Genomic DNA, 23,107 nt, shown 5'->3' with positions numbered 1-23,107 from the left:
TTGTTATGTTGCTTATTTTGCAACATCAGCTAATCTTTGTCAATCTTTTTTTTCAAAGTCAATTCATCGATTCCCTTAACCTCAAAAAGCCGTATTATGGCTTCCACACTCATCTCCACTGGCACCTCATAATGGGGTGGACGCTGCAGCGTCAGACCTTGAATAAGACTCACAAAATAAAAAGCAAGCTGGAGCGGATCTTCATCAACGATTTTACCGTCAGCAATACCCTCTCTCATAATGTCTGCCACAGGGGCTAAGTTGGCGGTGAAACGCTCCGTCACGAGTCTTTTGATATCCGGCGGCGTAGATTCTGATAACCTTGCCGTGTGCATGAGAATCGTAAAAGCCCAATTGGAGTGCGCTGACAGCCAGGATGAGAGAATAATTCGAAGCTTACTAATCGGACTCCCTTTCATTGCTGCAACTTCTGTAACATACATCCCATAATTGGTCTGTCCTGAGCGCAGTACCTCGTTAAATATCTCTTCCTTCGATGCATAATAATGATAGACATTGCCAACACTGACTCCCGCTTCGTTCGCAATATCTTGAATGCTCGTTAATTGAAAACCATTAATCGCCATGACCTTCAGTGCACTGTCGAGTATGTGCTGCATACGCTGCTGACGCATTTGTTTATCTTTCTCTACATTTCTTGGTGACAAGCCTGTTCCTCCTTATGCATAACTGCTGGTCTATGTATCTCTCACATTCTGCCATTATACATGGAAAACGGTTTTGCAGCGATTTCGAATAAATACAAAAAAAAGGAGCTATCCCAGCAGTTTGGAAAACACTGCAGGAATAACTCCTGTTTTATCTACCTTGCAACTTATTTAACCTTCAACATCTTACTGATCACTGTAACGGCTTCCGCACGCGTTGCAGTCTCATTTGGCGCGAACTCGTTGCCAGTGCGGCCTTGAATCAGACCCTTCTCGAAGACAGCCTTCACAGCACCCCTTGCCCAAACAGGAATATCCCCGTTATCAGCAAAGCTAGTTTCTGCACCAGTCTCCACAGTCAATCCGATTGCTTTCGCAATCATCGCTACCATTTCGGTGCGAGAAATGTTAGCACTTGGACGGAATGTACCATCCGGGTAGCCTGTAACAATTCCCGCTTTAATTGCACGGGCGATAGCTTCCTCAGCCCAAGCCGCTATCTTAGCATTGTCTCCAAAGGCTAGCGAAGCCCCTTCACTCTCATCCTTCAATGCTCTAATCAAGATTACAGCGAACTCAGCACGTGATACGGTATTATTCGGTTTAAATGTTCCATCCGGATATCCTTTCACAATACCAGCTGCAACAGCTTCATTAATTTCAGCTTCAGCCCAGTGGTTTTTTGTATCCGCAAATGATTCAGTACCACCTACTGGAGGGTTAACCTCTTCAGTTGGCGTTTCTGGCACGCTAGGCACGCTAGGTTCACCTGGAACACTTGGTACTTCAGGCACAACCGGACCTTCTACAGTAATATCCTGCGTGCCAACTGTCTCAAACCAACCTTTAATCGTATTAAAATCATTGGAAAATGCGAGCGACAACATCAGCATAATACGTGCATGCTGCGCATTAAGATTGTCTCCGGCAATAATGCCGTTGCTGCTGCCAGCAATCGTACCTGAGCCTGTTCTCGTTGTCGATACAAATATAACACCGTGATCCTTAATGGCCGCTGATCGCGCTGCGCTCATTTTCGACGAAATACCTGCTGCACCGGTACCAGCTGTGACGATTCCTTTTGCCCCCTCCTCTACCAAGACACGAATAGCGCCTCCGCCAGCCTCTTGATAGCTATAGGCAATCTCTACTTTTGGCATTTGAGTCTTTGAAATAGTTTTCAAATTAAACGGCGTCTTCCAATCCGCTTGACCTGCTTTTAGAGCTCTTGCATTAAGACGGTAAATGCGAACCGCTGGATCATCAACATAGCCGAGCGCACCAAACATCGGCGTCTCAAAGGTATCCATACGATGTGAATTAGATTTCGTTACTTCGCGAGCTCCATGAATAACATCATTAAGCATAACAACCGTACCAAACCATTTTGTTTTGTTGCTGCTTGCTACCTTAATCGCTTGATAAAGATTAGCAGGACCATCTGTACCAATAACATCCCATGGTCTCATCGCCCCGGTAACCACTACCGGCTTCTCACTTTGAACAGTCAAATCGAGAAAATAAGCAATTTCCTCCATTGTATCCGTTCCCGTTGTGACGACAACACTATCATAGATTTCAAGCGCTGTATCCACAGCGAGTGATAGATCATATAGATCCTGCATGGAATAGCCGGACGATCCTTTATTTCCGAATTGATACGTAGATACATCCGCCGTCTTATGGGTAGGCAAGGAAGCTACCATGTCCGCCATTTTATACGTTCCTGCGGAATAGCTTTGAAAACTAGTTTTGTCTCCTTTTGAAGCGGCACCCGCAAGCGTTCCCCCAGTTGCTACTACCAAGACATTAGGAAGCGGAGATGCAATATGCTCTTGAGACAAAGCAGGAATGTTAAAGGTCGGCAGCTGCGGCAGTGTCGTCTCTGCACGTACTGAACTGGAATAGCCAGTCCAGAGGGTGCAAAGAAGCGCTACTGCTAGTAAAGGAGCAAGAATTCTTTGCCCCATCTTATTATTGCTTTGCATGATCATAAGTATCTACCTCCCAGCCGTTACGGCGTCACCAAGACTTCTTCAGACGTTGGCTCGGTTACAATCGGCACTTCTGTTGCTTCAGGGGCAGGCTCCGTTACAACTGGCTCTACCTCAACTTCCTCCACAGATGTAGTCACGACTGTGTTTTCATCTACTGAGATCTCTACATCCTGTGTACCGAAAGTTGTAAACCAGTTTCTAATTTTACTTACATCATCAGTAAATGCTAGGGAAAGCAACAACATCATGCGGGCATGAGCCGCATTCAAGTTGTCACCGCCAATTGTGCTTCCGCTTCCGCTATCATAAATAGAACCAGAACCTGTTCTTGTCGTTGATACGAATACCACACCATTTTCTTTAATCGCTGTTGAACGTGCAGCACTTAGCGCTGAGGATATCCCGCCCGCCCCTGTTCCTGCTGTTACAATGCCTTTGGCTCCATCTGCTACAAAACCACGAATGGCACCGCCGCCAGCTTCTTGGTAGCTGTACGCAATCTCCACGATAGGAAGACTGTCTTTGGAAATCGTTTTAAGATCAAATGGTGATGCCCAAGCAGCTGTTCCCGCTTTTGCAGCTCTTGCTGGTGCACGGTAAATGCGTACAGCTGGATCATCTACATAACCAAGTGCTCCAAACATTGGTGAATCAAATGTATCCATACGATGCGAGTTCGTTTTTGTTACTTCACGAGCTGCATAAATCGTATCGTTAAGCATAACTACTGAACCAAACCATTTTGTTTTGTTGCTGCTTGCTACTTTAATAGCTTGATAGAGGTTGGCAGGACCGTCAGTACCGATAACATCCCACGGTCTCATCGCACCTGTAACTACAACCGGCTTTTCACTACGAACAGTCAAATCAAGAAAGTACGCAATTTCCTCCATTGTGTCTGTTCCTGTCGTTACAACTGCGCTGTCATATATTTTCAACGCCTCATCAACAGCCAGTGAAAGGTCATAAAGATCTTTAATACTGTACCCGCCTGAGCCTTTGTTGCCAAACTGATATGTAGCTACATCAGCCGTTTTATGTATCGGCAATTCCGATACTAGCTTTTCCATTGTATATGTTCCAGCGGCATAGCTTTGAAAATTCGTTTTATCACCGTTTCTTGCAGCGCCTGCAAGTGTTCCACCGGTTGCGACTACGATAACATTCGGAAGAGTGGATGCCTTATGCTCAGCGGATAGTGCTGGAATAGCAAAGGTTGGAAGTACAGGAGCTCCTTCAGCTCGAACAAGATCCGATTTCGCTAACACTCCTATCATCGCTGCCAAAAGAGAGAGTACCAAAAGTGGAATGAGAACTTTCTTAGATAGTGCTTGCTTCGTCATTTGTGTCATGTTTAATATTCCTCCCATGTTATACAATTCTCTATTTATAACAAAATTGTATTTCATGTCAGAATAGTTTACAAACTCAAATTCACTCAAAATAACGTATACATCATATAAATGCTCGTTTTTTCTAGAAATATCAATTACTACCTCGTTAAATTAACTTTATTCATGTCAGGTTATATAACATTAACAAAAAACGAGTACATACCTTTTTTATATGTGTATTTACATAGCTGACCGTGTCCAATGTTATTACATATTTTGTATATTTTTTATTTCCTTCCTGGATCTTTTCAAATGCTTTTTCAGGGCAGGTTGACACCCCTTACATGCAATGCTATGGTGGTGTTTGAGCAGGCATTTCGCGGCATCGCGGAGTGCCTCTCCCTATATTTAATACGGGGGGTGAGCACCATGATACAAGTCAAAGAATTCATTGACACAGATACTGTATTTGCAGAAAAAAGAGCGAATGAGTTTCTCGCTGAGCTACAGGACGAGCAGGTTATTAACATCTGCTATGGCTCTATGATAAAAACCGCCACATCAGGAAACGCCTATCAAAGAAGCACGATCTTAGTCGTTTACAAGCAAAGTGTGGAAAATAATAAATAAAAGTAGGTGATCCCCCATCAACAAGCCCCGTCAAAACCAAGGTAAAACGCCTGTGACGAAGGGGAAAGTGACAAGGGACAATCGAGGTAATAAAACGGATGGTTATGAATTGCTTTTTAAAATCATTTCATATACCGCAAGCGTTTGCTTGATTGTAATGGGTATAGGTTATGCGGCCTATTTGCTATTTAAGTAATTTCAATAAATCATCTGTTGCCGTAACTACCTATCATACATGGAGGTTACTATGAAATTAATATCACATGATCGATTGTATATGTTAAAAAGCGGAATATTCACGAAACCGTAGCCTCCCTTTCCACTCCTTTATATATTTTCGAATAAGCAAGCTGTTTTCGTCTGCTCGGCGAATATCGCTTGCTTATTTTATTTTTTGATGAGAAACAAATAAGACGCCTGCCGACCAAATGTCGGGGCGTCCTTGTGTTTAGATTTATTTGTAATGTTATTTCTTAGCCAAAAGAATGGCATCTATTTCACTCTTCAACAAAAGATAGCGGTGTACATTTCTCAAAATAGGCACCTTGGTAAGCTTATTTTTATCCACATAAACCTTCATTTGGTCTTTAGACAAACCAAATAACTCTCCCGCTTCAGAAATCGTTAATACCTCTTCATTGCTTGTCGCATTAAACGTTTTCTTTACTTTCTGATTCCAGTCCTCAGATACAAACATATACCCGCAACCCTTCTTCATCTCAACCATTGATCTATATTGTTGTTATTCCTTTATTATACCACCAAATGCATAAGAATGTTTGTACATCCGATAAATCAAGGAGCATTTCTTAAAATTAATCTAAAAAAACAAGCTTCCAAGCGATTCTGCTGTTAATGATGATGTCAAAATCAGCTCGGGTTCTTAATATGTGTCTCAATGGGCATTCGTATTCACAATCAGGAATCAAACAGGGTTAACCCCCGTTCAATACAATGGGTTAACCCTGTTTGGACTCCAATATGTTATACAAATGATTTATATATGATTACACTGCCTTACTTCACGCCTAATCGCATTCGATAATTGAACATCACATGCAACGAACGACCTGCAAAGTAACGCTCTACAACGCTGCGGAACTGCTGAAGCGGCTCATCAAGCTCATTTGAACCAAGCTTAAATACAGCTTGCACACCGCCTTGACTAACAGCCAGCCCTATATACCTCTGCGCATCACAAGACTCCATGTTATGAAAGACAATCTCCCTCGAATAGCGAAATAAGTTACTGTCTCTTATTTGCTTCAGATGCTGCTCTTTGTCTCGCTTAACAGCTCGATCTTCTTCCGCCACATATTTAGCAATAAGCGCTTCTGATTTCTTAAGCAGCTCGTCATAAGCTGCCTCGATCTCCCAGTGCAGTGTCGGCGGCCAATCGCAGTCATAAGCAGCGAAGATACCTCCATCCTTCAACACACGAGCGAATTCGTTAAGCGTGCTAGTCGGCTCCATCCAATGGAACGACTGCGAGCACGTTACAATATCAACGGAACCAGATTCTAGCTCCAGCTGATCAGAAAAGCCCCTCACAAAGGCAATATGATCTTTATCCGACAGTCTATCTAGATGCTCAAGCGCTTTGCTGCGCATATCATCATTAGGCTCAAATCCTATAATTCGATCCGCGCTTTCCTTCCATACGAAGGTGGACAGCCCTGTACCGCAGCCGACATCAATGACAAGCTTCGGCTTATGACCAAGATAATTGCTCAATAGATCAACAACAGTAAATGGCGCTTGAGGTCTATTTTGATCATATTGATTTTGATAACCAGAAAAACGGTCGATGTTGTTTTGCAAATGATTTCCTGTGCTCATTTTTCAGCCTCCAATTCCGTTCCATATGGATTGAATCGTTATGCGTTATGAACCGCTCTCTATAACTATAGCATTATATTCCTCGTCTTGAGCAATAATAAAGGACGCAGCATCTTCTAAATAGCTAGCATCTACGTAGATGGAGCCATTCACAAGCACAACTGTGCGTTTCGCATTAGCCTTCAACACAAGCTTCCAGTCGCCTTTTGCCAAATGAACTTCCTTCGTTGCTGCTTGCCATTTCACACTTGCTCCCCATGCTAGAAACACATCCCTGACAGGCAAATACGTTTTGTCTCCACTCTTATAGGGCTTCTGAGTTGTCGAGAACTTCAATGGCTTGCCATCCAACCACACTTGCGTTTCTTTACTTGGAGCAGCAAGCTCAGTCCCTGCAAGCAAATCCTCTTTGGTCACAATCGCTTTAAGCGATTTAGAATCTAGATCCAATACCTTAACACTGTTGTTTAATGTGTCTGATACATATAGCTTGCCTGTCTTATACAGCAAGGATGATGGTTGGCTGAATTGAGCTTCCTCTAGCGTCCCCACCCTATTGCCCGGCGTACTCTGTCCCGCAACCGTTATCACCTTGCCGCTTGTTTGCAATGCACGAATTCGATTATTGAGACTGTCCGCAATAAACAATACACCATCTGTATAAGCCAATCCGCGAGGTCGATTAAATCGAGCTTCTCCACTCGAGCCATTGGCATAACCGCCTATCATATAACCGGTTTGAGCATCCTTAACAGTTGGCTTGCCTGCCACTGTAGAGACGACACCTTTATAAAGGTATCGAATCAAATGATTGCCGCTATCGGCAATATATAAGCCGCCTTTTTCATCAAAAATAATGCCCATCGGTTCGTTAAAAACAGCTTCTGCGGCACCGCCGTCCTTGTAGCCGCCCAAGTCACTTGTGATGCCCGCGACAGTGGACGTTACACCATCCGGTGTTATTTTACGAATGACATGATTAAGAGAGTCTGCGACATATATGTTGTCATCAGCATCTACCGCCAAGCCCGCTGGAGAGTTGAACTGCGCTTCTCCAAACTTGCCATCTTTAAAACCTGCCACTCCGTTACCCGCTGCTGTGTATACTTTATCATTCACAATTTTGCGGACGACATGATTTTCACTATCACTAACATAAATAATTCCCTTGCTGTTCACAGCTGTATAGGTAGGTTGATAAAAGGTAGACGTCGTCGTTGTCGCATCTAAATATCCATCATTCGTTTGAGTGGTTATGGGGGAGAGGATTCCATTTTTCCAGCTGCTGATCTGATTGTCACCTGAACTGACGACTACAATGCTGCCATTTGGTGCAGCAGCCAGTCCCCATGGCTGATTTATATTTTCAATGAAATAAGCGGCGTTAGAAGCAGCAGTATCAGCTGCAACTGCGATATTTTCGGTTGCAGCGAGCACACTCATATTCGATGCAGTAAGTGCCGTGATAAGCGCTGCTCCTACTGTAAATATTTTAAGATTATTGTTCATGATCGTTAACTCCTTTCGTTCTATGATAGATTAAACACGCGGGGGAAGAATTCTAATCGTAATATAAAGACTGTCAATTCCTTCGTCATTCTTCGTGATGGGAATACTAAGTGTATAATTGCCAGGCTTTATTCTAGCAGGATCAAGAAAAAAGGAATGGAGAAGCCTTAAGTTTCTATAATAATTTTCCTCGTTTACAGGCTCAGATAGTATATACACACCTTCACCGAGATAGGGAAGTTCAATATTCGTGCATTCTTGCTCTTCCTCATCATTACAGAAAAAAGTTATATACCCGATATCGTAGCCAGCTGTATATAATCCTAAATCAATCCCTGTTCCCTCAACCTCAACTGGCTGCTCACTTTGTGCAAACACAACTTCATAATCAGACGGAGGAATTAGACCGGCTTTAAATCTATAGATCAACTTCAGTTCGGCTGAAATCATTTCATTTGTTGACGTGTTTTTCAGTACATTTGATCTTACTGTGACAGATAGGGTTGAACCATAATCAATTGGATCTGTTAACGTAACAATTAGTCGATTTCCTTCAATTTCCGCACTCTCGATGTCAGGAATAACACAGTCATAGCAAGCTTCTGACCAATACTCAACATTAATGAATTCTTTCAACTCTAACTCAGATATTTCAGAAGAGACGACTAGAGAAGAATCAAATGACATAATAATGGTTTTATCATTTTGCATATATATCTCATCGACCGGATACTTTACCGATACATCAATGTTCATAACTACCGGAATCTCTTCACCACGATCATTCGTAAGTGTAAAAGACAATTGATATAGAGCTGGATCAATACTAGGATCACTAAAGAAATTTCCTAGCAGCGTTATCTTCAACTCATGTTTCGAATTGAAGGTGTACATGTAATAGAATAGATCATCCCATTCCACATCGTTTTCAGGATTACAGTTTTCAACATCTATATTTTGAGGACATATCTTTTTAATTTGTACATTCGGAACAATAATCCCATTATCATCTAGATGAGTATATTGATAGCCTAATGTTTTAAATGCAAATGCCATATCCCCCGACCTATCCCCTCCATAGGCATAACTCAAAGAATAGGATTGCTCAGGAAGTTTAAATATAAACCCTCCCTCGAATTCCATGTTGGCTGTGACTTGATCTTCATATTGAATATCGCCAGTATCCCCGTTTTTCAGTCCGCCGCCAAGTACTGTAATACGATTTTTCGACTGGTATTCTACGCCATCCGATAAAGTAATGTATAGCCGCTTCTCATTCGTTGGATCAATGGAAACACTTTTCACTTCTTTTTCTTCATATCCATCAGAACCCACAGCACTTTCAAACTTAATGATCAACTTTTCTGTATCTAAAGGAGCCAACTTAGTCGTAAAAGGCAAAATAAATGTTTTATCGCTGGTCATGTGCGTATAGAGGTCTCTAAAAAACTCATTTGTATTTAAAACAGGCGGTACTGGTATTGGCGCTTCCGTCGGCGCTATTGTTGGTGTCGGTGTCGGCGCTTCTGTCGGCGCTATTGTTGGCGTCGGCGTTGGCGCTTCCGTTGGTGCTATTGTCGGCGTCGGTGTCGGCGCTTCTGTCGGCGCTATTGTTGACGTCGGCGTTGGCGCTTCCGTTGGTGCTATTGTCGGCGTCGGTGTAGGCGCTTCTGTCGGCGCTATTGTTGATGTTGGTGTTGGTGTTGGCGCTTCCGTCGGCGTTATTGTCGGCGTCGGTGTAATCACCGGTCCCGTTCCATTTCCGCTCCCTGTATCTTCATAGACAATAGTAGGCGTTGCTTTTGGCTTATTATTGAGAATAGCCGCCGCTAATTCCTCTCGCTTCTTCTTTTCAATTAATTGTTTGATCTCATCCATTTTGGCTTGATCAGGCTTCGGTAATTTACTGATTAGGTCTAAATTATGCTCCAAGCCAATAAGAGGTAAATCAGATAGTTTAAGTTCATCTACTGCCGCTGATCCCAACTGATTAATTAAAAGCTGCTGTGATGGATAAACGACCACATCTCGTGAGGAAGGTTGTCCTTCTTGATGAGCATGGACAGCTCCTTCAAATACAGCTAAATAGGAGCTGGAATCATTAGGATTGTATTGCACTACAAATTGCGTACCCATAACACCCATAATCGCGGTTGGTGTTTCAATTTCAAACCGGGAATCGCCATCCAACTTCTTCTTTATTTTGACGACAACCTTGCCCTTCAAAAGACTTAAGCTTGTTTTGCCACCTAAAGCTTTAGCGCTCTTTACGAGTTCACTTATAACAAGCGTCGTATCCGAGCCAATCGTAACCTCTTTATCACTATCCAAATCCAGCGCTATTTTACCATCTGAGCCCGTAATAATCGTATCGCCTTGCGTAATCGCCATCCCTTTAAACGCATTGAATTTTTTGGAGCCTCCGCTTTTTTTCACTTCAGCCTTTCCAGAGACACTCGTTATCTTACCGGCCTTGACCGTGTCTTTCGCAAATACAGAAGTAGGCATTGTGATCGCTAAAACTAATAAACAAATAAATAATAGCTTTACGGTCTTCACTTTAATCCCTCCAATTCATATATCGTAATTCCTTGCTCCTTGCCTTTTACTTTGATTTCACCTAAGTCTTTGGCATGTATGCGGTCCTTCACGTATGTATAAACAGCATCGCTAATGATAATTTGTCCCGGCTTCGCATTGCTCTCCAGGCGAGCTGCTGTGTTAACGGTGTCGCCGATTGCGGTGTAGTCCATTCTGCTCTTGGAGCCGATATTGCCGAAAACCGCCGGACCCGTATGTATGCCTAGACCGAATTTAACGCCAAAGCCAAATCTTTCGATCAGCTTTCTTTCCAAATCCGCCGAGCCCTCCTTCATAGCCCAAGCTGCTTCCACAGCCCGCATAGGATGATCCTCTAGGAGCAGCGGTGCGTTAAAAATAGCCATAGCCGCATCCCCAATAAATTTGTCTAGTGTTCCGTCAAATTTAAAGATGCAATTAGCAGCTAAATCCAAATATTCATTTAATATTTCAACGATTTCCTCCGGCTCAGCCCGCTCAGACAGCGGTGTAAAGCCACGAATATCGACAAACAGCACCGTTAGCTCTCGGCGTGTTCCGCCAAGCTTCAAGCCTTCCTCGCCATTTTTCAAAATTTGATTAACCACCTCTGGCGCTACATACCTGCCGAATATATCCGTCACCCTGCGCCTCTCAAACAGCTCCTCTACATAATGAAAGCCAACGACAACAATACAACTAACTACTAGCAGAGGAACGACATAGCCAATCGACATAATCATGCCTTGAGCATATAAATAGCCGCTGCCAAAGACAAAAATCACGACCATTACAGCTACGGATAAGAACGAAATCACCATATTCCATTTTCGAAATAGGAAGTAAGAAATTGCAGCTGCGAGTAATAATATAAGTGCATCCCATTTCCAATCCAGCGTTTGCTTCATATCCTTATCTAATAAAGCTTGTATAATATTCGCGTGGATTTCCACACCATACATAACGCTTTTCACTTGCAGCGGAGTCAAATAATCATCTTTGAAGCCGGTTGCATAAGGACCTATCAACACAATTCGATCTTTAAAATAATCAGCCGGCACATCTCCGTTCAATACAGCGGCATACGGAATGGCCTCATATTGACCTGGTTTTTCTGTGTAGGAGATATGGAAGCGACCAAAGTCATCAAGTGGAAGCATAGCTGCATCTACACTCTCGCCTAACCGCTCCATGAACATTTTATAAACGACCCATGAGAAGCTCTCTACCTGCTGCCCCTCATCTGTAAAGCTATACAAGGCGTTGCGCACGACTCGATCTCGATCCGGTATCGTATTAATATGACCGACAGCTGCTGCTGCTTCCTTCAATGCCGGAAATGGCTCCGACATCTCGAGTGCCTCTATAGATCCCTTCTTCGCAGAAGAAGCGAATGTCCCGTAGACCGGCATAACCACATTGCCCGCGTTAGCTACTGCTTCGACAAGAGCTTGATCAGCCTCTGTGTCATCCGCCGAGGGAGCAGGAAAGGTAACGTCAAATGCGATAACAGCCGGGTTGCCGGCAGCTAGTGTATCGACTAATTGCGCATGCACATTGCGATTCCACGGCCAGCTTCCAAAATCATTCAAGCTCTCATCATCGATGGCGATAATGGCAATCCGGGTGTCAGCAGCGGACTCCTTCTGCATAAACCGATCCTGAAAAAAATAATCGATCTTATCCAACGTCCCTCTATACATAAGGAAAATAGATAGAGCAGTCAAAAGCATCATGATATGCCAAAGCTTTATTTTCAAAATAACTGCCTCCGCTTTCTTACTGCAGAACCTCGAAGTCTGCCGTTAGTCGTAATTAAACGCTGCCACAGCAGCAACAGGGCGCTTCTCCATCATGCCGAGCAGCTTCATAAGCTTCTTGTTGGAGTGCCCTTTAAACGTATCTATTTCTGTCAGATTCATCTCTAAATCTACCTTTTATTTCAATGGTTACATTTACCTATTTATGAATCTATTATATATGAAAATCGGAAAAAATAGTAAGCTGTCGGAAATTATCTATTCAGCTCATATTTTCTAATAACACATTAAAATCAGCATTCAACTCCACTGCATTTCATTTCTTATCCATCGTCATGTTACCCATTGCTAAATACCTAATTATCCACTAGTATTAAATAATACAAATCCAATAGTGAAAGTTGGTTTTATTGATGAAGGAAATTCCGATTCCATACGTCCGCAGCAATCAGGTCGGTATCGTGATCGTACTAATAACAGCTATCTCTCTGCAAATACCTTGGCTGATCGCAGCACTTTGGGCCGTTCAAGTCATTGGACTCTTATTTGGTCCAAAAGCCAATCTGTTTATTATAATCGCTCGCCCTTTTCTTACACGCTTTATCCCTTCCAAGCATACTGAAGCAGCGGAGCTGCAGCGCTTTAACAATTCACTCGGCATAGGCTTTCTAACCTTTTCTATTATCAGCCTTGCGCTCGGCTGGACAGTTGCTGGCTACATCTTCGCAGGCATGATGGGCTGTGCTGCACTAGCTGCTATACTCGGCTACTGCATCGGCTGCACTATGTACTTTCAGTTCAAGCAATTTCGTGCGAGAAGACTCAGCAAAGGATCATAAACCAGCGCATATAATCATCCAAAATAAAGAGACACCTGGGGGCATATAGCCCCAGGTGTCCACTCGAATTCTATCCATACATTACTGTATTCTGAAGCGCCTCCCTCTCCCTGCGACGGCTTATTTCCTCCGCTTCAATTCGTGCAGACAGCAACCTCAGATGCTCGAAATCCGGAAATACAACCAAATCCTGCAGATAAGCAGATATCGTGCTGCCTTCTTTTCTCATTCGGTTAAGCGCTGCAATAATATCCTCCCCGGATTCAATGCCGATACCATGTCCGAAATATAAATCCTTATCCAGCATGATAACATTCTCGCCTTGCCACTCCGGCGTATCCGGATCATGCTCAGGATTTTTGAAATAAAGAACATCACCGGGATAAGCTTCGTTTTTATTAAACGTAGTGATGAGACTCAGGTCTCGATCATATTGCCAGTCACGCAAGAAGAGATCTTGGAAATAGGTATTGAAAACAGCATCGCCGACTGTATCCAACACCGCCTTATAAAGCATGATAATAATAGCCCCCGCGCATTCAAAGGCGTATAAATGACCATTTTCGAAAATATCATTAATCCCAACAGAAGGAAGCACGCCGCTCCTCAGCTGGAAACCACCATTATCCGCGCGTATCCAATACTCCTCATTGCATCTGGATTTCGCAAAGGTGGCAAAGCTTACTCCGCTCGCATAAAGCGCTTTAGCTGCCTCTACAATGTGTAGTCGCGTTTTGAGTTCAAATTCAAGGGCTTCCACCGATGGGTAGCGATAGGTAACCGTACTTTTTTGCTTATCCTGCACGATTCGCCTCTCCAGTTCTGTCAACGTTAACGGATTCAACTCAAACGTATTGCTGCCTTCAACAAGGATCACCGTGATTCCCTCCACATGAACATATTCTTATGGGTTATTGTACGTGTGAAACTTTTTTTGGTGAGCAGTGATTGAACGGAAACCAGCATTCGCTAGCTAAACTTTATACATATTTCTCCTTCAGCCATAGGCGATAGACCATATAGGTCAAAGTTAGAAAAAATACGTAGATCCCAATAACAAGCAGTGTATTTCTCCAGTCAGTAAACAGAGAATTGCCCAAGAAGGAGAAAACAAGCATGGCTGGGATTTTTCCAATCGCTGACGCAACGGCATACGTAATTAACGGAACAGATAGAAAAGCAGGATAAATATTGATGACTGCCTGCGGAAAAATAGGAATCATGCGGACGAGAACAAGCGTCATAAATGGTTTTTTCTCCAGCATGATACTTAGCTTCTCGACTTGCGGGAACCGCGCCAGCATGGCTCGACCCTGTTTTTGAAAAGATTTTCGCACAAGCAGAAACAAGATGACAGAAGCCAGTGATGCTGCAAGCCAACTGATTAATGCGCCTAGTAAAGGACCGTATATGAAACCCATCATTCCGATTATCAGCTTGAAAGGCACAACAGGAAAACAAATGAAGCATACGGCCAACAGAAACATAATCCATACCGCTGGCCGCTCATTTAGCATCCAATCCGAAAGCTCATTCCGGTATATAAAAAAAACAATGCCAGCCAATACATAAAAGATAAGCAAATATTTAATTTTCAATCGTGATTCCTCCACACCATCGTTAACAATCATTAGGCATGTTTATCATAACTTAAATTAGGTTAGGCGACTAATAGGAGTGTTTTGAAGAAGAAGAATAGGGAGGAAAGCATAAAAAAAGAGCTCCAGAGAGCTCTTACGCTTGTGCTATGATGTTATGTAGCGGCCTTCACTATCTTTGAACTTGCCTACAATAATCATTATGAAATCAATTAATGTCCATATTCCAAAACAGCCTAATGTAATTAACATTAGAATACCTGTTCCGATTTTTCCAGCATAAAAGCGATGAACGCCAAGTGATCCCAAGAAAAATGAAAGCAAAATGGCTACTACATAAGATCTAGAACTCTTTTCCATTACGATTCCCCCACAGTCAATTGTATAATATGCACTTCATAGTATATTAGCAGATCAACTGGAGGTCAATTCATTTTAATCCATAATTCGACAATATTTTATAAATATTTTTCTCTCGTATTTATTAGATCCAAAAAAAGAAAGAATCGCTAAACCGTTGGTTTGCGATTCTTTCTTTTTTCGATGAAAGCTTATGGCATTTTATTTCTTGATGCCGCGGTGCTGCTCGAGCTGTAAGGATCGGAATATTCATCCGTCGTTTTCTCCCAAACATCCGCAAACTCCGGATTTCGCTTAAATTGCGCGAGCGCGTAGGAGCAGGAGGGAATAATCTTTCTCCCATTCTCTCTGGCCTCTTCAACAACAAAATCCAACAATTGACGAGCTAAGTTGCCTCCACGATAGGGAGGGGCTACAAAGGTATGATCGATAGCCCACGTATCTACATCAACCATTGAATAGGTGATTTCACCAATCGTACCTTGCGAGGTCGTGAGAATAAAGCCGTTTCCTTGCTTTTGCGCTAAAATCTCTTCCTCAACTTTTTCGTACTGATCATTTTCTGTACTCATAGCGCCTTACACCTCCTAGAAAGTAATCATTGGCTTCCTTCTATTGGTCAAGCTATCATATATTACCCCAAAGGAGGCATCATGAAGCGCTATAAGCATAAAAAGTCTAACTCCAGCTATTATGGTTACAGAAGCTCTGCTTTCACTAAGCCGTTCCGTATACCTTGCTCATCCACATGAGACGTTACATAATCAGCGAAAGGAATAAGCTCGGGATGAGAGTTGCCCATTGCAACCCCGAAACCAACTAACTCAAGCATCTCTTTATCATTTAAGCCATCGCCAAAAGCAACCGCGTCCGCAGTCGATAAGCCCAGCTTATCCAGCATAGCCCCAATGCCTTGAGCTTTTGAACCACCTGCGGGCAGCACATCAATCGCTTGCGGATGCCAACGAATAAGCTTCAAGTCCGTATGAAGCGCATCATATAAATGCTCATCATGGCTCTCACAGTGAAGAAACACCTGATAGATGCCATCTGTTTTCCAGAAGTCTGGATTGTAGCCCGGCAGATCAACCTTAAGAGAATTGACCGATTCAATGACGAACGGATGATTTTCTTTATCGGAGAAGAAGGCATGCTCCCCTTCAAAAACAAGACCATGATCATGCTCAGCAGCAACCTTTACGAGTGCTTCCAGCCTGCTCTTCTCGATCTCGCGCTTATACAGCACTTCTCCCTTATAGACAGCGTACGCACCGTTCAAGCAAACAAAGGATTCGATGCCTAGTGTTTCTGCAAGCGGCTTAATGAAATAAGGTGCTCGGCCGGTTGCTATAACAGGCTCAACACCACGTTCCTTCAGCTCGGCAATCGCTTTAATCGTATCCGCTGGTATTTCCTTATGCTCATTGATTAACGTTCCGTCTATGTCAAAAAAAACAATTTTGTAGCTCATGTTGTTCTCGCTCCTATTCATAGTCGCAGACGTATACCGTCTGTCCTTTTCTATTCAGTATAAAGAAACATGCTTCGAAAAGAAATGCTTAATAGTCCTCCTTATGCGCGCGAAAAAGCATCAGCAACAGCTGATGCTTTTTCTCCTGTTCTATTCTTCCCCTGCTTACCAACCAAATTCCAGTCCTTTTCCCGTTTCGATATAAGTCTTCAGGTTGCTAAGGATCATCCACCACTGACTATCAACCGTTTCAAGCGATGGGTGATTTTCTGTGAATTGGTCATTGATTAGCGTGAATTTCGTCGTCTCACCGATCTTTTCTAATTCCAATGTAATTCTTGATTCCAGTTCCGCATGGTTCTCTCGGTATGCTGGTCCAGGATGCTCCAAAAAGCTAATTTTTTTATTCGGTTCAAATGCTAACACCGTACCATAAATATGAACGGTCTCATCACCATCGGCACCAGGACCAACGTACGCGTAGGGTGCCCCCACCTCAAAGGTAGAGTTAATCACGCAGCCAAAAAAGGTTTGGCGTGTTCCCTCCGGCGATACAAATGCATCCCATACCTCCTCAAGAGAGGCACCGATATAAAACTCATATCTAAACATGAAGTCATTCACTCCTTCTCCGAATAAAGAACTTGTTTCAAACCATTTCATTTTGTAGTATAACGATAAATGAATGGTTAGTATTGTAAAAACACGACAAATTCAATAACGGGAGAGGTTTGTTATATGCAGTCCGCTAACCCAAAGCCTAGTATGGGCATTTTACAACTGAATGAGAGTATGAAAAAGTTTCAACTGACACGCTATGCACCCTCAGAGCCGTTGCGTCATTTCGTTAAACATTATTGGCATATCACCTGGAATTTAGAAGGACAAGACCCTTACTTGCAAGATGTCGTCCCGAACCCATGTGTCAATATGGTCATAGAAGCGCATCAAAGCGGCATATACGGAGTTGCCAGCCGCAAATATACGAAACAAATAGAGGGGAATGGGCAAGTATTTGGAGTCAAATTTCAACCCGGCGGTTTTTATCCCTTTATCGGAACACCGGTTTCAGAGCTGACAGATAAAGCGATGTCCATAGTGACTGTCTTTGGTGAAGAAGCACCAGCTTATGCACAACAAATAGCGCTTGAAGAAAACCCTGCTCAAATGATCACGTTGATGGAAGAACTCCTGCTAAAGCATCTCCCCAAAGAAGATTCATCCCTTGCACTTATCCAAGAAATGATTGCAAGGATCACCAATGATCCCGAGCTCACAAAGGTAGAGCAGCTAAGCGAATATTTCTCGATTAATAAAAGAACGCTGCAGCGCCTATTCAGCCAATACGTCGGCGTAGCGCCTAAATGGGTTATACAGCTCTATCGGCTGCAAAATGCGGCTGAGGCACTCGATAAAGGCGGCCATCACGATTTATTAAAGCTATCTGCAGAGCTCGGCTACTATGACCAGTCTCATTTCATCAAGGATTTCAAGTCCATTATTGGTAAAACGCCTGAACAATATGTCAAAGCTTGACTCCAGCCTCATGCATCCTGTATATTGGTAGAAATTAGTTAAATATGTACGGCTTACGATGGAAGCACCCGTAAGAGATGGCGCGAAAGCGCCTCCCTTGCTGGTGCTTTTTTTGCGTTGTTTGCCGAAAAAAAAGGAGGTTATTTACCGCATGCGTACCATTACTAAGCTAACCGTATCCCTATCCCTGTTTATCCTTCTACTCGTCATCATGAGCCCGCTCACCGTATCAGCCGCCTCATTTGAATTCACAGTCACTGCCAAGACAGCCTTTGACAAAATGAAAGCTGCTGCTGACAAAACGACGGCCGCAAAACTAACGACGCAGTATACGGAGCTGCAAACGGTACAGAAGCAAGACATTGAATGGGATACCAAAATTAATGCCTTGCATTATCGAAACGAAGAATCCCTTCTAAACACCCGCAAAAAGATAAAAGAAATCGATGCCGAGGTTCTGCTTAAGCTTGAAACGGCCGTTACAAAAACCAAGAAAGACTACCAGCCCTTGTTCGCCGTCTATGATTCCCTCAATCAACAGTTGAAGATTGCCAAATCAGGCAAAAATAAAATAATGATTAAAGCGGTTAGTACGCAGCTTGAAACGACAAAGGTCGCCGTCCAGCTTGCCAAGCTTGATATTAAGACTAGAGAGGCCGCACTTAAGACGGCTAAAACAGCCGCTGCCAGTAAAACAAAGAAGCTTCGCGCCATTTTGTCCGACATTGATGCACTCAAAGTAAAAACAAAAGCAGCCAAAAGCACCGTGAGCAGCACGAAGAAATCATTCACGACTGAAACAGCTATCTTAAACCAAGTCGTCAGGAAAGGAGAAACAACTGCAACGCAGAGCTCCCTAACAAGATTAAATGCCTTCATGAAGGCGATTATTGAACAGAAGCAGAGAATGTATGCCTTCGAGCAGGGAGTAACGGCAATAATAGTGAAAGCCGATGCACAGCTCGCTATGAAATAATAGGTCTGCACCAAAAAAAGACGATCACTTGCCAGCATGACGCTAGCAGTGATCGTCCTTCTAATTGTTCGAGATAGGGAGATAGATATCCACTGTCGTACCTGTCCCTACCTTGCTCTTTACCGTCATTCGCCCCCTATGCGATGAAATTATTTTATCGACAAGCATCATGCCAAGCCCATTTGCGTCTGGTCTTGTGGAGTGAAAAGGCTCCCCAATTCGCCGCAATACGTCATCTGTCATCCCTGAACCGTTATCGGTGACGCGAATGTGTTGAAAGCCATCTGCGACATCCGTATATATGCCAATCTCGCCGCCGTAGGGCAAAGCTTCCAATGCATTTTTCAAAATATTTAAAAATACTTGCTTAATATGATTGCGATCACAATAAAGAGTCGTATCCTCACCCAAGCTTGTCTGGACTGCGATTCCGTTCATTACCGATTGCACTTCAAAAATAGCCAATACCTCTTGCAGAATAATCTGAAACGATTCTTCTTTAAATTGCACAGCCTGAGGCCTTCCTAATATCAAATATTCGCTTACAATCGCATTCATTCGATCCAGCTCAGACATGATGAGATTATAGTATGACGGCTGTATCGATTTGCTTGAGAATTGAAGCAAGCCTTTGACTGTCGTCATCGGGTTTCGCACGTCCTGAGCAATACTGACAGCTAATTGACCCGTACAAAGAAGCTTTTCAGAGTTTCGTATAAGCTCCTCCGTTTTTTTCATATCCGTAATATCTCGCAAGCTGCCTACAACACGAATAAGCTGTTGCTCATTATCATAAATACGCACAACATCCAGCATATAAAAATGTTCAGAATCTCCTAACTGTATGGATACTTCCACACCGACGTTTGACTCTCCAGAAGCGATAGCCTTTTGAAAATAACTTCCAATCGCGTTTATTTCAAATACACTTTTCCCTAGACAGCTTAATCTATCTTGTTTATGCTCACATAAGATAGCTGTGCAGTTTTCATTAATATCCACAATCATGCCAACAGCATCCGTAATAATTACGCCATAGTAGTTCGTTTCAAGAAGCATTTGATTGAGTATTTGAAGCTGTGTATTATGCTTACGAAGCAACAGCTCTCTATTTATAGAGTCTACGATGGTACTCAATAGAGCAAGCAAATGCGGATGGGCAAACTCTACATTCGTCATTAATGAGAGGGTGCCTATTATTTCTTCGTTGTTGTTCTTATATATAGGAACCGTGTAACAGGCCATACTATGTAGAACCGTATGATAATGATCATCGCCGATCAGATGCATAGGTTTTTCTGAACGTAAGCAAAAGTCTATAGCATTGGGTCCCAAATCCTCCGTGAAGCGAATCCCTTCGACAATTCCAAGCTCTCCTACGGATTCAATAATACTAGGGTCGCCGTCAAACCCTAAAATATATCCATCATTATCCGAAATCACAATGAAATTCGGTACGCCAGATAAAGAAGACAGAAACTTATTCGTAAAGAAATGAATGACTTCTATAATCTCCTTATATTTGTTCTTTTGAACATCCAGCTCCTGAGGAGAATATTTTTCTGAAAATATAGGAAGTACATGAGGATCAAGTCCCCTATGCTGGCATTTTTCTTTCCATGCTGAAATGATCCTTTTATCCATCATATATATACCGATTAGCCTTTCTGAAGCTAGCTTCCATTTTGTTGAATAATCTCCTATATTCTACTTGATGACCCCAAATCCCTGCCTTATAATATTAGAATCCCTTTATTATCTAAGTTTTTTGTCAAAAAAAGTTCGATAAGTTGTTACATTTCGACAAAATTGGACAGAAGAAGCACCTTTGAAGGTGCTTCTTCTGTCGCTTAATGCGATTATTTAAAGCCTTGCTCTAAATCCTCTAGAAGATCCTCGCTATCTTCAATGCCTACCGAGATGCGAATCAGCCCCTCCGTAATCCCCAACTCTCTTCGCCGATCCTCGGGGATTGATGCATGTGTCATTCTCGCAGGTACAGATATGAGGCTCTCTACCGCCCCCAAACTTTCCGCCAGCGTAAAATATTTCAGCTTGCGTATCAGCTGGGCCGCTTTCTCACCGCTGCCTACGTCAAAAGATATAATACCGCCAAAGCCGCGCGCCTGTTCCTTCGCGAGCGCATGCTGAGGATGACTAAGCAGACCCGGATAATGAATGGTCCCGACAGCAGGATGATCAGATAAATAAGCTACAAGCTCCCGAGCGTTCTCCTCATGGGCTTCCATTCGCAGACCTAGTGTTTTTAAACCGCGCATAAGCAGCCATGAATCCTGTGGAGCAAGTACACCGCCGGTTGCATTTTGTACAAAATGCAGCTCTTCCCCCAGCTTATCGTTGTTTACAACCGCAAGACCGGCGACCACATCGCTATGCCCCCCAATATATTTCGTCGCAGAATGCAGCACAATGTCCGCTCCAAGCGCGATCGGCGTCTGCCAATAGGGGGTGCTGAATGTATTATCGACGATAAACAGCAAGCCCTCCGACTTCGCCAAAGCTGATACTCTCGCAATATCCGTCACCTTCAACAACGGGTTGGTTGGTGTTTCCACAAATATGGCTTTCGTATGTGGGGTGATTGCGTTATTAATCATATCTAGGTCAGTCGTATCTACAAAAGTAGCGGAAATGCCTTGATGATTGAGAACCTTAGTGACAATGCGATACGTTCCTCCGTACACATCATCTGTCAAAATAATATGATCCCCTGCATGGAGCAGCGCCAGAACAGCATGAATAGCAGCCATACCTGAGCTAAAAGCAAAACCTCTCGTCCCTTCCTCCAAGTCCGCAATATATTGCTCCAATGCGTGACGGGTTGGATTGCCGGTTCGCGAATACTCGTAGCCTCTATGAACACCAATGTCATCCTGTTTATAGGTGCTTACTTGATAGATCGGAACACTGACTGCTCCGGTATGCGGATCAAAAGGATTCCCGCCATGAATAAGCTTCGTTTTCCTCTTCATGTTAGAGCCCACCTTCATAAATCCGTTTACTTAAATAACGCTCGCTGCTATCAGGAAAAATGGTGACAATTTGGCTTCCTTTTGGCGCAATTTGCGCCTCTAACAATGCGGCATGCAGCGCTGCGCCCGATGAGCTTCCTGCGAGCATTCCCTCAAGCAGCGCCAACTCCTTCACTCGTTCGAAAGCATGTTCATCCTTAATCGTATGAATGACGTCAAAATAGGAGCTATCCATGAACGGGGCCAGCATCTCCATACCAATTCCTTCCGTTCGATGCGGACCTGCCGGTCCCCCGCTAAGAATAGACCCTTCCGGCTCTACAATGACTGTCTTCACTCGCGGGTTCTTTTCCTTCAAATACTGAGCCGTTCCCATAAACGTACCACCCGAGCCCGCTCCCGCTACAAATACGTCAACGTTTCCATTTAAATCCGACCAAATCTCAGGCCCTAGCGTATGATAATACGTTTCGGGATTTGCCCAATTGGAAAACTGACTTGGTGAATAAGCACCTGGAATCGCCTTAACTAGCTTCTCCGCCTTCTCGATGGCTCCAACTATTCCATCCTCTGTAGGCGTATGAACGATCTGTGCGCCCAGCGCCCGCATCAGCTGCTGCTTTTCTATACTGAATCGCTCTGGAACGACAAAGATTGTCGAGATATTCCGCCCGATTGCGGCTAATGCCAGTCCAATTCCGGTATTGCCCGCCGTAGCTTCAATAATCGTACCGCCTGGTTGCAGTTGTCCGCTCGCTAACGCATCATTTAATAGCTCCACGCCCAGCCGATCCTTGACGCTGCCTCCTGGATTAAGATATTCCAGCTTGGCATACAACCGAACCCCTTCCGGCAACGAGAATCTCGTAATCTCCACTAAAGGCGTATTCCCAATAAGCTCATGTATATTTCGGTATACAGCCATCCGCAGTCCTCCCGAAATTAATATATATCCCACAACCGCGATAAGCTTAATCAAATATATTGACAGCATATGACGATTGGAGGAAATAGTTCTGCGGCTACCTACAACATTTC

The 23,107-nt window shown here is 43.4% G+C and carries 21 protein-coding genes; 4 read left to right on the top strand and 17 right to left on the bottom strand.

The window, feature by feature from the left end:
• Positions 1-29: 29 nt before the first annotated feature.
• The 3 genes from AC0YOD_RS12215 to AC0YOD_RS12205 all read right to left on the bottom strand — a co-directional run bounded on the left by AC0YOD_RS12215 (position 30) and on the right by AC0YOD_RS12205 (position 4,017).
• A complete protein-coding gene (locus tag AC0YOD_RS12215; RefSeq protein WP_475799575.1) occupies positions 30-668 on the bottom strand; it encodes a TetR/AcrR family transcriptional regulator in 639 nt (212 codons plus the stop codon).
• Between the two features lie 167 nt (positions 669-835).
• Entirely contained in the window at positions 836-2,662 is a 1,827-nt protein-coding gene (locus AC0YOD_RS12210) for an asparaginase domain-containing protein (protein ID WP_475799574.1), read from the bottom strand.
• 20 nt (positions 2,663-2,682) lie between these two features.
• On the bottom strand, positions 2,683-4,017 hold the full coding sequence (locus AC0YOD_RS12205) for an asparaginase (RefSeq protein ID WP_475799573.1): 1,335 nt from the start codon (positions 4,015-4,017) through the stop codon (positions 2,683-2,685).
• Positions 4,018-4,428: 411 nt separating this feature from the next.
• Here AC0YOD_RS12205 and AC0YOD_RS12200 point away from each other — a divergent pair, with 411 nt between their 5' ends.
• Complete coding sequence (locus tag AC0YOD_RS12200) at positions 4,429-4,629, top strand: sporulation protein Cse60 (RefSeq protein WP_475799572.1); 201 nt, start codon at positions 4,429-4,431, stop codon at positions 4,627-4,629.
• 466 nt (positions 4,630-5,095) lie between these two features.
• Here AC0YOD_RS12200 and AC0YOD_RS12195 read toward each other — a convergent pair whose 3' ends face one another.
• The 5 genes from AC0YOD_RS12195 to AC0YOD_RS12175 all read right to left on the bottom strand — a co-directional run bounded on the left by AC0YOD_RS12195 (position 5,096) and on the right by AC0YOD_RS12175 (position 12,296).
• Positions 5,096-5,326, bottom strand: coding sequence for a DNA-binding protein (locus tag AC0YOD_RS12195; RefSeq protein WP_475799979.1), 231 nt, complete (start codon positions 5,324-5,326; stop codon positions 5,096-5,098).
• Positions 5,327-5,646: 320 nt separating this feature from the next.
• Entirely contained in the window at positions 5,647-6,468 is an 822-nt protein-coding gene (locus AC0YOD_RS12190; protein WP_475799571.1) for a class I SAM-dependent methyltransferase, read from the bottom strand.
• Between the two features lie 45 nt (positions 6,469-6,513).
• Positions 6,514-7,977, bottom strand: a complete 1,464-nt coding sequence (locus tag AC0YOD_RS12185) for a stalk domain-containing protein (RefSeq protein ID WP_475799570.1) — start codon at positions 7,975-7,977, stop codon at positions 6,514-6,516.
• 30 nt (positions 7,978-8,007) lie between these two features.
• Complete coding sequence (locus tag AC0YOD_RS12180) at positions 8,008-10,536, bottom strand: FecR family protein (protein ID WP_475799569.1); 2,529 nt, start codon at positions 10,534-10,536, stop codon at positions 8,008-8,010.
• A complete protein-coding gene (locus AC0YOD_RS12175) occupies positions 10,533-12,296 on the bottom strand; it encodes a CHASE2 domain-containing protein (protein WP_475799568.1) in 1,764 nt (587 codons plus the stop codon). The genes AC0YOD_RS12180 and AC0YOD_RS12175 overlap by 4 nt, the downstream gene beginning before the upstream one ends.
• 413 nt (positions 12,297-12,709) lie before the next feature.
• On the opposite strand from AC0YOD_RS12175, the gene AC0YOD_RS12170 reads away from it, so the two are divergent.
• The gene (locus AC0YOD_RS12170) at positions 12,710-13,135 is read left to right on the top strand and encodes a DUF4395 domain-containing protein (RefSeq protein ID WP_475799567.1); all 426 of its coding nucleotides are present in this window, start codon (positions 12,710-12,712) and stop codon (positions 13,133-13,135) included.
• A 70-nt stretch (positions 13,136-13,205) separates the two neighbouring features.
• On the opposite strand, the gene AC0YOD_RS12165 is transcribed toward AC0YOD_RS12170, so the two are convergent.
• The 6 genes from AC0YOD_RS12165 to AC0YOD_RS12140 all read right to left on the bottom strand — a co-directional run bounded on the left by AC0YOD_RS12165 (position 13,206) and on the right by AC0YOD_RS12140 (position 17,176).
• The gene (locus tag AC0YOD_RS12165; protein ID WP_475799566.1) at positions 13,206-14,012 is read right to left on the bottom strand and encodes a protein-glutamine gamma-glutamyltransferase; all 807 of its coding nucleotides are present in this window, start codon (positions 14,010-14,012) and stop codon (positions 13,206-13,208) included.
• A 103-nt stretch (positions 14,013-14,115) separates the two neighbouring features.
• Positions 14,116-14,733, bottom strand: a complete 618-nt coding sequence (locus AC0YOD_RS12160; RefSeq protein WP_475799565.1) for a TVP38/TMEM64 family protein — start codon at positions 14,731-14,733, stop codon at positions 14,116-14,118.
• 147 nt (positions 14,734-14,880) lie between these two features.
• Positions 14,881-15,093, bottom strand: a complete 213-nt coding sequence (locus tag AC0YOD_RS12155) for a TM2 domain-containing protein (RefSeq protein ID WP_475799564.1) — start codon at positions 15,091-15,093, stop codon at positions 14,881-14,883.
• Between the two features lie 191 nt (positions 15,094-15,284).
• Positions 15,285-15,665, bottom strand: coding sequence for a GNAT family N-acetyltransferase (locus AC0YOD_RS12150; protein ID WP_475799563.1), 381 nt, complete (start codon positions 15,663-15,665; stop codon positions 15,285-15,287).
• Positions 15,666-15,790: 125 nt separating this feature from the next.
• Positions 15,791-16,564, bottom strand: coding sequence for a Cof-type HAD-IIB family hydrolase (locus tag AC0YOD_RS12145; protein ID WP_475799562.1), 774 nt, complete (start codon positions 16,562-16,564; stop codon positions 15,791-15,793).
• A 165-nt stretch (positions 16,565-16,729) separates the two neighbouring features.
• Entirely contained in the window at positions 16,730-17,176 is a 447-nt protein-coding gene (locus AC0YOD_RS12140) for an SRPBCC family protein (protein WP_475799561.1), read from the bottom strand.
• A gap of 126 nt (positions 17,177-17,302) precedes the next feature.
• Between AC0YOD_RS12140 and AC0YOD_RS12135 the strand changes: the two genes are divergently transcribed.
• Together AC0YOD_RS12135 and AC0YOD_RS12130 are read left to right on the top strand one after the other, a co-directional pair.
• Entirely contained in the window at positions 17,303-18,100 is a 798-nt protein-coding gene (locus AC0YOD_RS12135; protein WP_475799560.1) for a DUF6597 domain-containing transcriptional factor, read from the top strand.
• Between the two features lie 151 nt (positions 18,101-18,251).
• Entirely contained in the window at positions 18,252-19,076 is an 825-nt protein-coding gene (locus AC0YOD_RS12130) for a hypothetical protein (RefSeq protein ID WP_475799559.1), read from the top strand.
• Positions 19,077-19,136: 60 nt separating this feature from the next.
• On the opposite strand, the gene AC0YOD_RS12125 is transcribed toward AC0YOD_RS12130, so the two are convergent.
• The 3 genes from AC0YOD_RS12125 to AC0YOD_RS12115 form a co-directional block, all read right to left on the bottom strand.
• On the bottom strand, positions 19,137-20,723 hold the full coding sequence (locus tag AC0YOD_RS12125) for an ATP-binding protein (RefSeq protein WP_475799558.1): 1,587 nt from the start codon (positions 20,721-20,723) through the stop codon (positions 19,137-19,139).
• 212 nt (positions 20,724-20,935) lie between these two features.
• On the bottom strand, positions 20,936-22,069 hold the full coding sequence (locus AC0YOD_RS12120; RefSeq protein WP_475799557.1) for a bifunctional cystathionine gamma-lyase/homocysteine desulfhydrase: 1,134 nt from the start codon (positions 22,067-22,069) through the stop codon (positions 20,936-20,938).
• A gap of 1 nt (position 22,070) precedes the next feature.
• Positions 22,071-22,994, bottom strand: coding sequence for a PLP-dependent cysteine synthase family protein (locus AC0YOD_RS12115; protein ID WP_475799556.1), 924 nt, complete (start codon positions 22,992-22,994; stop codon positions 22,071-22,073).
• Between the last annotated feature and the right edge of the window lie 113 nt (positions 22,995-23,107).

The sequence above is a fragment of the Paenibacillus sp. J31P13 genome, assembly GCF_056269295.1.
Note: the sequence above shows the minus strand (reverse complement) of the source record. Positions and strands in the feature narration are given on the sequence as shown.

Bases quoted from the DNA above. Each gene is read 5' to 3' on its own strand.
- AC0YOD_RS12115 (WP_475799556.1), bottom strand. From the start codon at position 22,994: ATGGCTGTATACCGAAATATACATGAGCTTATTGGGAATACGCCTTTA.
- AC0YOD_RS12205 (WP_475799573.1), bottom strand. From the start codon at position 4,017: ATGACACAAATGACGAAGCAAGCACTATCTAAGAAAGTTCTCATTCCA.
- AC0YOD_RS12210 (WP_475799574.1), bottom strand. From the start codon at position 2,662: ATGATCATGCAAAGCAATAATAAGATGGGGCAAAGAATTCTTGCTCCT.
- AC0YOD_RS12130 (WP_475799559.1), top strand. From the start codon at position 18,252: ATGCGTACCATTACTAAGCTAACCGTATCCCTATCCCTGTTTATCCTT.
- AC0YOD_RS12155 (WP_475799564.1), bottom strand. From the start codon at position 15,093: ATGGAAAAGAGTTCTAGATCTTATGTAGTAGCCATTTTGCTTTCATTT.
- AC0YOD_RS12190 (WP_475799571.1), bottom strand. From the start codon at position 6,468: ATGAGCACAGGAAATCATTTGCAAAACAACATCGACCGTTTTTCTGGT.
- AC0YOD_RS12140 (WP_475799561.1), bottom strand. From the start codon at position 17,176: ATGTTTAGATATGAGTTTTATATCGGTGCCTCTCTTGAGGAGGTATGG.
- AC0YOD_RS12200 (WP_475799572.1), top strand. From the start codon at position 4,429: ATGATACAAGTCAAAGAATTCATTGACACAGATACTGTATTTGCAGAA.
- AC0YOD_RS12195 (WP_475799979.1), bottom strand. From the start codon at position 5,326: ATGTTTGTATCTGAGGACTGGAATCAGAAAGTAAAGAAAACGTTTAAT.
- AC0YOD_RS12150 (WP_475799563.1), bottom strand. From the start codon at position 15,665: ATGAGTACAGAAAATGATCAGTACGAAAAAGTTGAGGAAGAGATTTTA.
- AC0YOD_RS12120 (WP_475799557.1), bottom strand. From the start codon at position 22,069: ATGAAGAGGAAAACGAAGCTTATTCATGGCGGGAATCCTTTTGATCCG.
- AC0YOD_RS12170 (WP_475799567.1), top strand. From the start codon at position 12,710: ATGAAGGAAATTCCGATTCCATACGTCCGCAGCAATCAGGTCGGTATC.
- AC0YOD_RS12125 (WP_475799558.1), bottom strand. From the start codon at position 20,723: ATGATGGATAAAAGGATCATTTCAGCATGGAAAGAAAAATGCCAGCAT.
- AC0YOD_RS12145 (WP_475799562.1), bottom strand. From the start codon at position 16,564: ATGAGCTACAAAATTGTTTTTTTTGACATAGACGGAACGTTAATCAAT.
- AC0YOD_RS12135 (WP_475799560.1), top strand. From the start codon at position 17,303: ATGCAGTCCGCTAACCCAAAGCCTAGTATGGGCATTTTACAACTGAAT.
- AC0YOD_RS12185 (WP_475799570.1), bottom strand. From the start codon at position 7,977: ATGAACAATAATCTTAAAATATTTACAGTAGGAGCAGCGCTTATCACG.